Annotated in this window: 13 protein-coding genes; 8 read left to right on the forward strand and 5 right to left on the reverse strand. The window is 36.7% G+C overall.

Features of this window, described 5'->3' with window-relative positions; genetic code table 11:
• Positions 1-17 precede the first annotated feature (17 nt).
• Positions 18-182: a hypothetical protein gene (locus QNJ66_RS18040; RefSeq protein WP_300509391.1), complete on the reverse strand. Its 165-nt coding sequence runs from the start codon at positions 180-182 to the stop codon at positions 18-20.
• Positions 183-373: 191 nt separating this feature from the next.
• Here QNJ66_RS18040 and QNJ66_RS18045 point away from each other — a divergent pair, with 191 nt between their 5' ends.
• From QNJ66_RS18045 to QNJ66_RS18070, 6 genes are all read left to right on the forward strand, one after another.
• Complete coding sequence (locus tag QNJ66_RS18045) at positions 374-3,010, forward strand: tetratricopeptide repeat protein (RefSeq protein WP_300509414.1); 2,637 nt, start codon at positions 374-376, stop codon at positions 3,008-3,010.
• Between the two features lie 38 nt (positions 3,011-3,048).
• The gene (locus tag QNJ66_RS18050; protein WP_300509393.1) at positions 3,049-3,288 is read left to right on the forward strand and encodes a DUF1902 domain-containing protein; all 240 of its coding nucleotides are present in this window, start codon (positions 3,049-3,051) and stop codon (positions 3,286-3,288) included.
• A 2-nt stretch (positions 3,289-3,290) separates the two neighbouring features.
• Positions 3,291-3,512: a type II toxin-antitoxin system HicA family toxin gene (locus QNJ66_RS18055; RefSeq protein ID WP_300509394.1), complete on the forward strand. Its 222-nt coding sequence runs from the start codon at positions 3,291-3,293 to the stop codon at positions 3,510-3,512.
• A gap of 166 nt (positions 3,513-3,678) precedes the next feature.
• On the forward strand, positions 3,679-3,945 hold the full coding sequence (locus tag QNJ66_RS18060) for a hypothetical protein (protein WP_300509396.1): 267 nt from the start codon (positions 3,679-3,681) through the stop codon (positions 3,943-3,945).
• A gap of 111 nt (positions 3,946-4,056) precedes the next feature.
• On the forward strand, positions 4,057-4,662 hold the full coding sequence (locus tag QNJ66_RS18065; RefSeq protein ID WP_300509398.1) for an alpha/beta fold hydrolase: 606 nt from the start codon (positions 4,057-4,059) through the stop codon (positions 4,660-4,662).
• A 20-nt stretch (positions 4,663-4,682) separates the two neighbouring features.
• The gene (locus tag QNJ66_RS18070; RefSeq protein ID WP_300509399.1) at positions 4,683-5,189 is read left to right on the forward strand and encodes a tetratricopeptide repeat protein; all 507 of its coding nucleotides are present in this window, start codon (positions 4,683-4,685) and stop codon (positions 5,187-5,189) included.
• Here QNJ66_RS18070 and QNJ66_RS18075 read toward each other — a convergent pair.
• The 3 genes from QNJ66_RS18075 to QNJ66_RS18085 all read right to left on the reverse strand — a co-directional run bounded on the left by QNJ66_RS18075 (position 5,186) and on the right by QNJ66_RS18085 (position 8,891).
• On the reverse strand, positions 5,186-6,541 hold the full coding sequence (locus QNJ66_RS18075; protein WP_300509402.1) for a cytochrome c biogenesis protein: 1,356 nt from the start codon (positions 6,539-6,541) through the stop codon (positions 5,186-5,188). The two genes, QNJ66_RS18070 and QNJ66_RS18075, sit on opposite strands and share 4 nt — an antisense overlap.
• A gap of 187 nt (positions 6,542-6,728) precedes the next feature.
• Positions 6,729-7,472, reverse strand: coding sequence for a cytochrome c biogenesis protein CcdA (locus QNJ66_RS18080; RefSeq protein ID WP_300509404.1), 744 nt, complete (start codon positions 7,470-7,472; stop codon positions 6,729-6,731).
• A 153-nt stretch (positions 7,473-7,625) separates the two neighbouring features.
• Positions 7,626-8,891: a folylpolyglutamate synthase/dihydrofolate synthase family protein gene (locus tag QNJ66_RS18085; RefSeq protein WP_300509406.1), complete on the reverse strand. Its 1,266-nt coding sequence runs from the start codon at positions 8,889-8,891 to the stop codon at positions 7,626-7,628.
• Between the two features lie 302 nt (positions 8,892-9,193).
• Between QNJ66_RS18085 and QNJ66_RS18090 the strand changes: the two genes are divergently transcribed.
• Positions 9,194-11,212 (forward strand): iron uptake porin, encoded by a 2,019-nt coding sequence (locus tag QNJ66_RS18090; RefSeq protein WP_300509408.1) that lies wholly within the window; start codon positions 9,194-9,196, stop codon positions 11,210-11,212.
• A 159-nt stretch (positions 11,213-11,371) separates the two neighbouring features.
• Complete coding sequence (locus QNJ66_RS18095) at positions 11,372-12,016, forward strand: methyltransferase domain-containing protein (RefSeq protein WP_300509410.1); 645 nt, start codon at positions 11,372-11,374, stop codon at positions 12,014-12,016.
• A gap of 42 nt (positions 12,017-12,058) precedes the next feature.
• On the opposite strand, the gene QNJ66_RS18100 is transcribed toward QNJ66_RS18095, so the two are convergent.
• Positions 12,059-12,841, reverse strand: a complete 783-nt coding sequence (locus QNJ66_RS18100; RefSeq protein WP_300509412.1) for a hypothetical protein — start codon at positions 12,839-12,841, stop codon at positions 12,059-12,061.
• Between the last annotated feature and the right edge of the window lie 120 nt (positions 12,842-12,961).

Consider the following 12,961-nt stretch of genomic DNA (forward strand, 5'->3'; position numbering starts at 1 on the left):
ATGGGAATTAGAGCAATTTAGCGCACCTCTTTGCGATCACATATTTCCTCTTTTCTTTCATTTAAAATTGAGTGATCATCAATAAAATAAGAAAGATCCGGTTTAACATTCACAAAAGAAAATAAAGCAAGGAAAAAATCAGCGATTACGAGATAATGGACAAATTTTTGTAAAGGAGTCATGATTTAGTCCTCTAATTAGGTTTAAGTTCTCTATGACTCCATTAACTCAAATTTCCTTATGATTGAACCTTCATAAAACCTTCTATATTCCTTCACTTTTCCTTCACCCTCAACAATCTAACCTTAAAAAAACCGATTATAATAAGGATAGAACATTGTAAAACCCTAGAGTCACACCTCTTTTTTTGCCTATGTCATCCCAAGAAATACCCCAAGAGTGGAATGAATTTCTTAATACACAAGCAGATAGTTATGATTTATCAGAGCGTCAAAAGCAGGTGTTTTTAGAGCGATTTTCTAAACAAATTTCTGAGCATTCTAATGCTGGGATTGCAACAAAACTACATCTATCATTATCAGCATTTGAGAGAGACTTAAGAGATATTTATGAGTGTTTTAGAAACGATGGTGTTGAGTTAGGAACTCGTACAAGAGGACAAGCTGAGGAATTAAGAAAATGGTTGAAACAGAAATATGCTCAACAGCGACAATCTCAAATTCAACCCTCAAAACCCCTTATTACCACCACTGCGGTTATAGATACCACACTTCCTCCTATTGATAAATGGCAAGGACGAAAAGAGGAAATAAAAGAGTTAGAAACCGCCTTAGACAATGATAATATCAGATTAATTGGAATCACCGCAGCAGGAGGTTATGGTAAAACAGCATTAGCGGTGAAAGTAACAGAAAAATTAGAAGTATTTTGGGTCAATTTTAATCAACCTTACTCCTTAGCACAATTTGGGCGTTGGTTATTAGAAAAGTTAAACCAACCTTATGATGAAAAATGGAATGAAGAAACATTAATCCTGCAACTAATACAGGGATTAATCGCTGAACCTTGTTTGTTGGTGTTGAATAATTTAGAAACGGTACTAACAGCAGAAAATGTTTCAGTTTATGGTCAATTTTTGAGTAAATGGTTAAGTAAAGGAAGCAATAGTAAAGTGTTGCTCACCAGTCGGGAACAGCCAAAATTTTCCCCTAATTTGCAAAAGCGTTGTCATTGGCAAGGTTTAAAGGGGTTAAAACCAGAAGATGCCATATTTTTGGTGAAAGATTACGAATTAACGGGAACAGAGGAAGAATTAGCAAAATTTGTCAACCAAATGGCAAGACATCCCCTCTTAATCAATCTGGTGTGTAGTTTGATGATAGATGAGTTTGGGGAAGGGGTTTGTGTTACCGAGTCGAAAAACTTAGGCTTAGATATGTTTGACGTGGAAGGGTTTCACCGTGATACAGAAACCTGTGTCAGACAAGTCGTAACTGCCAGTTTAGCTAGATTATCAGATAAATTAGGAGAGGTATTAAAGCGGTTGTCCGTATTGCGAGAGAATTTTGCTCTAGAATTAGCTCAAGGGGTAGCAACAGAGGTAACAGACAAAGAGTTACGATATTTAGGCCGTTTGTCTTTATTACAGGAGTTTCCCCCGGAACCCCTCAAGAAAAAACCACGAAGGTTTCAGTTTTTGCCCTTAATTTCAATGGTGGTGCAACAGCAAGCAGAAACTGAAATATTGCAATCAGCGCATCAGTCAGCTTTAGATTATTATCAGAATCATTTACCTGCACCTCCGTGGGAATCTTTAGAGGATGTGACAGCATATTTAGAAGCTTTTTACCATGCAGGAGAATTGAGAGAATGGCAGTTAGCTTATGATATTTTGAATGATGAACGAGGGGGAGAAGGAAAAGATAAATCAGTTAACGACTTTTTGGATTTTAAAGGCTTAAATAGAATTGTCATTAATTTGTATAATCGCCTAAAAAATAAATGTAATTTACTTACTGTCAATATGGAAGCATTGAATAGAATTGGTATCTCTTACCTTCACTTGGGAGAAATTGAAAATGCTATAAAAGAATTTGAAGATTCTAATCTTCTGGTTAGAGAAAAAGAAAATGATTTAACTGTTAAAAAAATAAGTATAAATTCACTTGCAAATTTAGGGTTGTGTTTAAGAATAAAAGGAGATATTCAAAAAGCTATAGTTTGTCATCAAAAGCATTTAAAATATTCGCAGGAGATAGGAGAAATGAGAGGAATTGCCGCAGCTAATGGAAATTTAGGATTATGTTATGCCAGAATAGGCAAATATCAAGATGCAATTACCTGCCATCATGAACATTTAAAAATTTCTGAAAATTTAGAAGATGAACTTTCGCAAAGTCAAGCATTGGGTAACATTGGTAGTTGTTATTGGAATTTAGGAAAAATAGACGACGCAATTGAATATTTTTCTAAGCAGAACCATATTGCTAATCGTATAGGATATATGAGAGGAAAAGCTATATCGTCTGCGCATTTAGGCAATTGTTATCATTCTCGGGGTGAATATGAAAATGCGATTAAATATCAAAGGAAAGCTTATGAATATGGCAAAGATACTCAAGAGATGAAAAGAATTGCGTGTGCTGCAGCTAATCTTGGGAACGCTTATGGGGCTTTAGGTCAACATAATGTTGCTTTACGTTACTTTAATGAATCATTAGATATTGAAAAAAAGATTGGTGATATATCAGGTATTGCTATTTCTTTAGTTAATATAGCTGATTCTTATATTGCACTGATGAAGTATCAGGATGCAGAAAATAATGTAATGCAAGCTCTCACAAAGTTTAGGCAATGTAACTTTAATAAGGGTATTGCTCATGGTTTATATTATCTTGCTAAAATCGCCCACAAAACTGATCGCCCCGAACTTGCCCTTACCCGTTGCCAAGAAGCCTTAGAATTAAGCAAAGAATTGGGTATTCCTCTGGTTGAAGAGTGTGAAGAAATTTTAGCAGAAATTCAGGATACATTAGAAGAAGATTCCTAACTGTTAGCTAATTATCCCATAAACCCTATTGAGCCACTATGCAAAACCAAATCAATCTTACTGTTGAACGCTTTCAGGAAAACGGACAAGATTACTATGTCGCCACCAGTCCCGATATACAAGGACTTGTGGCTGAGGCTGATACCATAGATGAGGTCATTGATATTGCCAAAGACTTAATTCCCATCCTATTAGAACTACAAACCGATGATAGCTCAGATTCCTCTGTAAAACTGACCACTGCTAATCAGTTCTACATTCCTCTTCTGGTATCGTAGTTATGGGAAGATTATCGGGCTTCACCTACCGCGAAGTCACCCGTAAACTGAGAAAACTTGGATTTGAATTTTATCGAACAGGAAAGGGTGATCATGAAATTTGGTTTAACCCTCACACTCGATTAAAAATAACTATTCCCCATCATCGAGAAATTAGAGAAGGAACTTTGCGAAGTATTCTAAAACAGTGCCAAGTTAGTGTTGATGAATTTCTGAATCTTTAAGGAGTGTGAATAATACCAAAATTCCAAATTTTTCAACAAATTAAACTCTGTAAAGATGTCCCTAACATCATCTTTATCTCTAGTCAAAAATAGAAAAAGTAAACAACATCTCAGACAGCGATCGCATTTAATTCCTTTCCATTAAACTATATGAGAAATACCCTCTATGAGTAATCCTATTATCGTTGAAACCGACTTAAAAGACATTCTTCTTAAACTTGATACCCGGTTAGAGCGAGTAGAAACAAAACTAGAAGTATTACCCAAAATAGAAGCTGAAGTTTCCCAACTCAAAGAAGATGTCAGAAACTTACAAGAAGATGTTAAGGGAATCGAAACAAAACTAGAAATATTACCGAAAATAGAAGCTGAAGTTTCCCAACTCAAAGAAGATGTCAAAGACTTAAAAGGAAGGGCAAACGCTCAAATATGAGCTTTAATTATTACTGTTATCGGCGCAACCATTGCAGCTATTATCAGGTTCGGTTTTTTAACTAAGTCCTAGATTTTACTATCTATCACTAACCACAATAACAAGTTAAATATGAATCAAAATAACCGTAATCCAGTTCTATTAATTTACGGAATTTACAACACATCGGCTAGATTTAAGGCAATGAAAAAATATCTTACTAATCTAGGTTGGTCAGTTCATTGTTTATCTCTTAAACCTAATAATGGCAACGCTCATCTTGAAACATTAGCGCAACAAGTTGATAATTATGTTAATAAAAATTTTGACCCTAAACAACCTATTGATTTAGTTGGCTTTAGTATGGGAGGATTAGTAACTCGCTATTATTTGCAACGTCTTGGAGGAGTTGAAAAAGTTCAACGTTATATAAATATTTCTGCCCCTAATAACGGAACAAGAACCGCTTATTTATTACCCAATCCAGGGATTAAACAAATGCGTCCTAATAGTCAATTTTTACAGGAGTTAAATAAAGATATAGAAACAACATTAGATAAGATTGATGTTACCGTGATTTGGACTCCATACGATTTGATGATTTTTCCACCATCTAGTTCTAAAATGGGAATAGGAGAAGAAATTAAATTACCTGTTTTAATTCATAGACAAATGGTTACACATCACCAAATACTAAAAACTGTTTCTGATTCCCTTTCTAAACCTGTTAAAATATAAGAAAAATCAGTTATGAAAAAATGGATTCTAAACTAGAACAATTTCAACTAAAATATCAACAAGGTCAAGCATTATTAGACAGAGGACAATATCGTAGTAGCGTCAAAACCCTCGAAGAAGCTAAATCATTGGTTAACCCATCTTCAAAGTTAGGAGGAGAGGTTCAACTATCTTTAGTAACTGCTTATCAAGGAATCAATAAATTAGACGATGCGATCGCTATTTGTGAAGAGTTAACCCGTCACCCTAACTTAGCAATACGCCAACAAAGTCAACGTATATTATACATCCTTAAAGCCCCTCAATTAAAACGTCCTGAAGCATGGATGACCAAAATTCCCACAACTAACTCTGAAGATAACCCAACCCCCCGTTATATTCAGGCAAAACCAGCAACTAAACCCATAGAAAAACCATCATTAAACTTAGAAGATATTAGTCAAATGGATACCAAAGATAACGGGTTCATTGGTTTAGCTTTAGGGTTATTTATTGTTGTTATTGGGGCGTTAATTTGGTTAAGTTAACTTTTGGGTGTTTCCAATGATTCGATCATCCCTAATAATTCGCGTTCAAAAGTAACTTGTGATCTGTTAGTTTTACCACCAATATAACAATTTTCATCGTCTTTTAAGACCCAAATTTGAGAATGAGACACATAACTCATAATCACACCAATCATCAATAAACCAAAACCAGCATAAACAAAAGGAATACCTGGATCAGCTTTAATTTGTAACCCTGTACTACCAATTAATTGATGAATTTTTAGTCTTACACCGTTGATATCTAAGATCATTCCAGGACGAACTGCACTATAAAGATCCCCTTTTTGATCGTAAACCATCATGGTTCCTTGTAAGTCTTTAGCTAATAGAGAAACTCCTTCGCTTAAATCAGTTTTTGTGGGTATCCAAGTTCCCCAAATTCTTCCATTTCCATTGGTATTTAAAGGGGCCATGGGTAGTTGAAAAATAGGACTATTATTAACCTGCGCTTTAACCCCTGCAATTCCCCAATCAGTTTGATAAAAAGTTACCCCATCATAGCGTAAAGGTTCATTAACATATATTTTTTTATGCTTTAATTCTTCCCCATCGTTATTAATCACAGAAAGGTCAGAATAAAACTGATCAATTGTTCCGTCTGGGGTGTAATCAATCCAAAAACGATTTACCCGAATACCCCAATCTTGAGGAATTTGCGGTTTAGATAAGATACCTGCTTCGATAATATTATTAACTCTAAATTCGGAACCACCAGGAACCATCGCTTGAGCTAAAAATCCCGTTAATGCACCCCAGATAGCACCACCTAAGATGATTAACATGGCAGCATGAACTACAATGGGACCAATTTTACCGACAATACCTTTTCTAGCATAAATAGCTTGATTCTCTTGAAAAGTTTTATAGCCTTTTTGCTGTAAAATACTGTCTACAGAACTAAGATTTTCAACATCTAATTGTGTACTTAAAGCCAACTTTTGAAACTGTTTAGGTTTCTGGTAAAATTTCCACTTTCTCGCTGCTTTTAAGGCCGGAAACTGACGGGTAAAGGTACAAGCAGTTAAGCTAGTACCGAAGAGAACTAAGATAGACAAAAACCACCAGGTTGTATATACATGGTTTAATCCTAATATTAAGAGAACTTTCCAGGTTAAAAAGCCAAACAAAGCTGGATCTTCGGGATAGTTTTCTTGATAAAAAGGGATACTTTCTCCCTGTTCAATTACAGTTCCGCTAATACTAAATACTGCGATCGCTAATAACAAAATAATGGCTAAGCGAAGGTCTGCAACTGTTTTAATAAGTTGTCGCCATGCTTGTTTTAGTAAAGATAGATTTTCTCTGTTTTGAGAAGCATCAGATATAGTCATGGTTAACAGTAATTTTTACCTTCATTATAAACCAATTGCTTCCTGAATTGCGAGGTTTATTTTGTTTATTTTTATCTATTAAGACTATAGCAATCAGACTTCAGTTGTGAGAAAATAAAGCTTTCTAGGGACATAACAGTATTATGTCCTGATAGGTTCTAACTTCTCACATATCATTATAATAATTTTAGGACAGGTTATTAAGTGGTAAGCGAGATAACAAAGAAAACATCCCAAATACAATTAGAGAAACACCACTAACTGGATTAATCCAAGTAGACCAACGACGTAATTCTAATAACTTTTTCAGGGTAGCTGTAAAGGTTCCTGCCAAAATTAAAGGAAGCACATAACCCACTGTATAAGCTAATAATAATACACCCCCTAAGATTAAGTCTTGTTTAGTAGCAACCCAAGCTAATAATGTTGCTAAAACGGGGGTACTGCAAGGAGAAGCAACTAAACCAAAAGTTAGTCCTAAAGAATAGGAACGAATTCCAGGAGGAAGATCATCAGTAATCCAATTTGTTTCTCCTAAAGAAGGAAATTGAAAGGAAATAACTTCTAAAAGATTTAACCCCATTAAAATTGCAATAACGCTAACAATAATAGGTAATCCTAAACCAATTTGTCCATAAACTTTTCCTAATGATGCTGCTAGAATACCTAACCCTGCTAAAGTGGTAGCTAACCCCAAAGAAAACCAAGCAGATTGACGCATTCCTTGTGATTTTCCTTGAGATTCATAACCCCCAATGTAAGCAATGGTAATGGGTAACATGGATAACATACAAGGAGTTAAACTGGTTAATAATCCTGCTAAAAATATGATAGCAATACTAACAAAACTAAGGTGATCAAGCTGCAAAGAAACTAAGCGATTAGCAAATTGTTGAAGGTGATAAATTTGGGTTTGTAATATATCAAGCATACTAAAACAGTCTTTAGGTAGAGCGGGTCATTTCATTTATCATTTAACATTTATCATTCGTTTGGAAGTAGGCTTTAAACCTCTCCCAAACTTCTTTCTCCCTAAAGGGAGAGGCTTGAAACCAAAATGAAAGATGTCACACCTTATTATAACTTAATCATTGTGACTTCTGGTGGTATATGATGGAAGATGACCTAAAAAATGCCCAATCAGATATAAAGAACCTGCCATGACAATTACCTGCTGAGAATTTTGTTCATTTATGGCGCATTCTAGAGCAGAAAAAATGGTTTCTTTGGTGGTAATTTCTGTTAATTTGGGACATATTTCACCTGCTAATATTGCTAAATTATAAGGGTTGGCCGTACTATGGTCAGGAACAGGAACTAAATATAAACTATCTTTATCTCTTAGTAATTCTTTAAAAACTTTATCGTGTTCTTTTGTCAATAACATCCCCATAATCCAAATAACGGATTTATCCAAAGTATCAACATAATGTCGTAACATTTTCGCCGCAGCAGGATTATGCGCCCCATCGATTAAGATAGAGTTATTTTGCCATTTTATCCATTGTATTCTCCCCAACCATTGAGTGTTTTTAATTCCTTGCTGAATATCTTTTTCACTTATATTCCATCCTTTATTTTGTAAAATATTTATAGTTTCTATGGCTAAAGCAGAATTATTTAACTGCATTGCTCCCAACAAAGGCAAATTATATTTGACATTGTTATACATGGCCAAATTACCATCTAGAATAACAGCAGGTTTAACCCAAGTATAAGGACAACTTAAAGCATCAATACGAGACTGAAAAACAGGCTTAACTTCATCAGAAACCTGACCCATAACTACAGGACATTGGGACTTAAAAATACCTGCTTTTTCTTTGGCAATATCCTTAACAGTAGGACCCAACTGTTGCCAATGTTCTCGACTAAGAGAAGTAATCACCGTAGCCAAAGGGCGATCGCAAACATTTGTGGCATCTAAACGACCTCCTAAACCCACTTCTATAACAGCAATATCAACCTTTTGCTGAAAAAAATAAACCCAAGCAGCAGCCGTAATAATTTCAAATTGTGTAGGAATATCTTCAATAGTATTAATAGAATTTTTAATCTTAATTATAATAGTTTCTAGTTCAGACTCAGAAATAGGTTGATTATTAATACAAATTCTTTCTGTCCAATCAATTAAATGGGGAGACGTATAACGTCCTACTTTATAACCCGCTTCCCTTAAAATAGATGATAAATAGGCACAAACCGAACCCTTGCCATTAGTTCCTCCAACATGAATCATGGGAATATTTTGATGAGGATTATCCAATTGAGCCAGTAAAAACTTGATCCGATCTAACCCTAAGTGAACACCAAAACGCTGAAAGCTTTGTAGAAGAGAAGTAATACTCATTTCTTCCTCAAACTAAAAATAAATTTTTTTTAATTGTCTAACATAGAGTGGTCAACAAACAAAAATAAACGCTACACTACACATAACCCCAAGTTAAACATACCGCAGTGAAAGGTTATGGATATTGAGAACCCCCCATTTTATAGTGTTCTCGACTAGACCATTAGAAAAAGTAATCAAAAAGTTTTTCTAAAAAAAGTTAAAGTTATCTGTGAACCAATCCGAAAAAGCTGTGTATAATGAGGTGGTGAGTGAGGCTATGAACTCTGTAGTCAATCTATATGGTGTGAGGAAAGCTGAAAATGCTAAAATCGTTATGGAAAACCATGCTGGTTAGTCCAGCTATGATGGGAATGGTACTTGCAGCAAACTCTGCTGCTGCTGAAAGCGTACCCTCATCTGTGTTTAATGAAAGTGCTACCCAGGGCTTAGAAATCGCCCAAGCACAGGATGAATTATTACAACAGCTTCAAGATTACAGTCAAGAAGGTAACTCCAACAACGTTAACGAACAGGTTACCAGTGTTAGTGAACTACGGGACGTTTCCCCCACTGACTGGGCCTACGAAGCACTACGAAGCTTAGTAGAACGTTACGGTTGTATTGTTGGTTATCCTGACCGTACCTTCCGAGGCAACCGCGCTACCTCTCGTTGGGAATTCGCCGCAGGTTTAAACGCTTGTTTAAACACCATGGAACGTTTAATCCAAGAAAACGTTGCGGTACTTCGGGAAGATATCGAAAAGCTCAAACGCTTAATGCAGGAATTTGAAGCAGAATTAGCTGCTTTAGGCGCTCGTGTCGATAACTTAGAAGGTCGGGTTGCTTTCTTAGAAGATCACCAATTCTCCACCACCACCAAATTGGTCGGGGAAGTAATCATGGCTGTAACCGCAGCCGGTGGTAGTCGTTCTTCTGAAGATAACCAAGCCGTATTCCAAGATCGTATCCGTTTGAGCTTCAATACCAGTTTCAGTGGAGAAGACCTCTTAGTTACCCGTTTATCCGCTAGTACCGGTACAGGAACAGACCGTTTCACCTTAAACGAACCTAACCTACGGGTTCTCAACCCCAACACTGGTCAGCCCATTGGTATTGCCTTCGCAGAAAATACTTTAATCAACCCCACTGCGACCCAAACCTTTAACATCGGTCCCCGTCGTAACGAAAGTGATAACGATGTAACTATCGACTGGGTTGGTTACTACGCTCCCATCGAACCCTTAGAGGATTGGAGAATCAACACCTACGTCAGTCCTTGGGGTGGACGTTGGCACCACTTCGTTCCTACCTTAAATCCCTTCTTCGAGGATTTTGACGGTGGTAAAGGTTCTTTAAGTACATTTGCTCAGCGTAACCCCATCTATCGTATCGGTGGTGGTGCTGGTGCTGGTATGAGCTTCCAACTTGGCTTCCTCGAAAGTATCCTCGGTCCTACCTCTGTTAGCTTCGGTTATTTAGCAGGAACAGCTAACGATCCTTGTCTCAACGGTGGTGGACAAAACCCCGATGGTAGTACCCGTGGTTGTCAGGTTGGTAATGCTATCAACCCTGCTACCGGTCAAGAGTACGCCGAAAGTGACGGTGGTAACGGTTTATTCAACGGTAACTACGGTGTCTTGGGTCAAATCAACGGTAATCTCTTTGATGTAGTCAATATTGCCTTCACCTTCGTTCACGCTTACCACAAACCCGATTCACCTATCTTTGGTCAAGGTATTCCTACCGGACCTGGGGAAGTGGGAACATCTTTTGCTAACTTCTCTCGTGCTGAGTTAAATAATGCCTTTGCTGCTGGCTCTGTGGGAGAACCTGGAACCCCTACTCCTGAGTTTAACACCAACGGCACAAACTCCAACGATCCTTTACAAGTTAACCCCTTTGATATCGGTGGTAAAGTGACCAACAGTTACGGTGGTCAGATGACCTGGCGTGTAGCTGAATGGATGAACTTCAGTGCCTTTGGTTCTTTCACCAACGTTCGTTTCATCGGTCGTGGTACCAGTGCTGAAGTTTGGACTGGTGGTGGCGGTTTTGCCTTCCCCGATCTCTTCAAAGAAGGAAATCTCTTAGGTATCTTTGCAGGGGTTCAACCCTATCATGGTGGTCGTCAACGTCCTTTCTTAGGTGAAAGACAAGGTTTCTTTAACCTTCCTAGTCGTAACCCCATCACCGCAGAAGTATTCTACCGTTACCAAGTTACTGACAACATTTCTATCACCCCTGGTGTTATCTGGATCTCTAACCCCGATCAATTTGTTAACATCCAAGGTGCTGACGATGAAGTAATTGGAACCCTCCGTGGAACCTTCTCTTTCTAAGCTTTGATAACCCTCTTTAGATCTAAGCTCAAGTAGTTATTAACCCTGCTATATGCGGGGTTATTTTTTTACTATGAAATATCAAGATAAGCATCCTGCTTGTATAGGCTAGAAGCCTATGTTACTGTTTATTTATATGTAGATACTATAGTTTAATTCATGTTATTAACTCCCCATCAAAGAAAAAAACTTGACCCTGGTAATGATCAAGAATTTTATACCTTTCCCCGTTTTGTGACCCATGTAGATGAGGGATTTATCGATCAATTAACCAATCTTTATCAAGAACGTTTAAAACCCCAAACAAGGGTTTTAGATTTAATGAGTAGTTGGGTTTCTCATCTTCCTGATGATCTCGAATTTGACCATGTAGAAGGTCATGGAATGAACCAAGAAGAGTTAGCAAAAAATTCTCGTCTTGATCATTATTTTGTGCAAAATCTTAATGAAAATCCTAAATTACCCTTAAAAGATCAAGATTTTCATGCAGTTTTGATTACTGTTTCTATTCAATATTTACAGTATCCTGAAGCCATTTTTTCGGAAATTCATCGTATTCTTAAACCAGGGGGAATTGTTATTGTTAGTTTTTCTAATCGGATGTTTTATCAAAAAGCAATTTCTGCTTGGCGTGACGGGACAGATGCGCTAAGAATTCAATTAGTTAAAAACTATTTTAGGTCAATTTCAGGGTTTACTAAACCTGAAGTAATTATGAATGTATCTTCTTTACCTAGTTTCTTACAAATGTTAGGCATGATCGGGGCTGATCCTTTTTATGTTGTGATCTCCCAGAAAGTTTAGTTGTTAGTTAATTTTAGGTGCAATTAATGAATTGCACCAGTTTTAAGGTAATATCGCCACCCATTCATGTTGAGCAAATCGTAGAGAAAAAGTGACCAATAACAAACTAAAAAAGGCTAGAATAAAATAACCCCAACGGGGCGATCGTGACACGGTTACTCCTAAAGCAATAGACAAAGAAACAACCCCATAAGCTAAACGATTTAAGGAAATCGTTCCCCCGGAAGATAATAACAGTCCTAACCCACACAAACCATAAACATATACAATCAAACTTAACCTTTTACGAGAACACCATAATAATACCAGTCCCCCTAAAATAGATAGGGTATTTAATAACGGATCTCCCACTAAAAGCCATAATAAAAAGAATAAACTACATAAACTATAATCAAAATAAACTTTAGGAATAAAGGCGCGATAAAACCATAATCCGAAAGCTATAACTATAATTAAAATGAATAAAAGGGGATGCCAAATATCAACAAGGTTTCCTGCTGCCCAATTTTTTCCTCCAATAGTAATTTCTGCTAACATTCTTCCCCATCCTTCCCAATCAATGCCCCGTTTTCGTTGCCATTCTGTATGCTGTACTGTGATAAAAGCGATTGGATCATTAAAGTAAAACCAACAGTAAAAACTATAGAGAAAGGTTCCCCCACCACTGGCAAAAGCTGTAAAATAAGCCATGACAGATAGCTTTTTACGCCAGGCAATAAACAAAAAAGTGGGAATTAATGCTAATCCTGTAATTCGGGTAGCTGTTGCTAATATTCCGCAGATAATTGTTTGAGTATATTGTTTATTTTCAAAGCTAACCTGCATTATTCATGAGAGAATTGAGAACAAGCCTGAAAGCCTTATATAATAAGGAATATGGAGATTTGACCCCAATAACAGTCTGTAATTTTTATCTATTACTAACTATTGATTATTTAATGATTA

Origin of the sequence: Crocosphaera sp., from assembly GCF_030064895.1 — a bacterium.
Classification (GTDB): Bacteria; Cyanobacteriota; Cyanobacteriia; order Cyanobacteriales; family Microcystaceae; genus Crocosphaera.

What these genes read in the sequence shown, in the direction of transcription:
- QNJ66_RS18040 (WP_300509391.1), bottom strand. Translation starts at nt 182, where the DNA reads ATGACTCCTTTACAAAAATTTGTCCATTATCTCGTAATCGCTGATTTT.
- QNJ66_RS18085 (WP_300509406.1), bottom strand. Translation starts at nt 8,891, where the DNA reads ATGAGTATTACTTCTCTTCTACAAAGCTTTCAGCGTTTTGGTGTTCAC.
- QNJ66_RS18075 (WP_300509402.1), bottom strand. Translation starts at nt 6,541, where the DNA reads ATGACTATATCTGATGCTTCTCAAAACAGAGAAAATCTATCTTTACTA.
- QNJ66_RS18100 (WP_300509412.1), bottom strand. Translation starts at nt 12,841, where the DNA reads ATGCAGGTTAGCTTTGAAAATAAACAATATACTCAAACAATTATCTGC.
- QNJ66_RS18065 (WP_300509398.1), top strand. Translation starts at nt 4,057, where the DNA reads ATGAATCAAAATAACCGTAATCCAGTTCTATTAATTTACGGAATTTAC.
- QNJ66_RS18060 (WP_300509396.1), top strand. Translation starts at nt 3,679, where the DNA reads ATGAGTAATCCTATTATCGTTGAAACCGACTTAAAAGACATTCTTCTT.
- QNJ66_RS18080 (WP_300509404.1), bottom strand. Translation starts at nt 7,472, where the DNA reads ATGCTTGATATATTACAAACCCAAATTTATCACCTTCAACAATTTGCT.
- QNJ66_RS18050 (WP_300509393.1), top strand. Translation starts at nt 3,049, where the DNA reads ATGCAAAACCAAATCAATCTTACTGTTGAACGCTTTCAGGAAAACGGA.
- QNJ66_RS18070 (WP_300509399.1), top strand. Translation starts at nt 4,683, where the DNA reads ATGGATTCTAAACTAGAACAATTTCAACTAAAATATCAACAAGGTCAA.
- QNJ66_RS18045 (WP_300509414.1), top strand. Translation starts at nt 374, where the DNA reads ATGTCATCCCAAGAAATACCCCAAGAGTGGAATGAATTTCTTAATACA.
- QNJ66_RS18095 (WP_300509410.1), top strand. Translation starts at nt 11,372, where the DNA reads ATGTTATTAACTCCCCATCAAAGAAAAAAACTTGACCCTGGTAATGAT.
- QNJ66_RS18055 (WP_300509394.1), top strand. Translation starts at nt 3,291, where the DNA reads ATGGGAAGATTATCGGGCTTCACCTACCGCGAAGTCACCCGTAAACTG.
- QNJ66_RS18090 (WP_300509408.1), top strand. Translation starts at nt 9,194, where the DNA reads ATGCTAAAATCGTTATGGAAAACCATGCTGGTTAGTCCAGCTATGATG.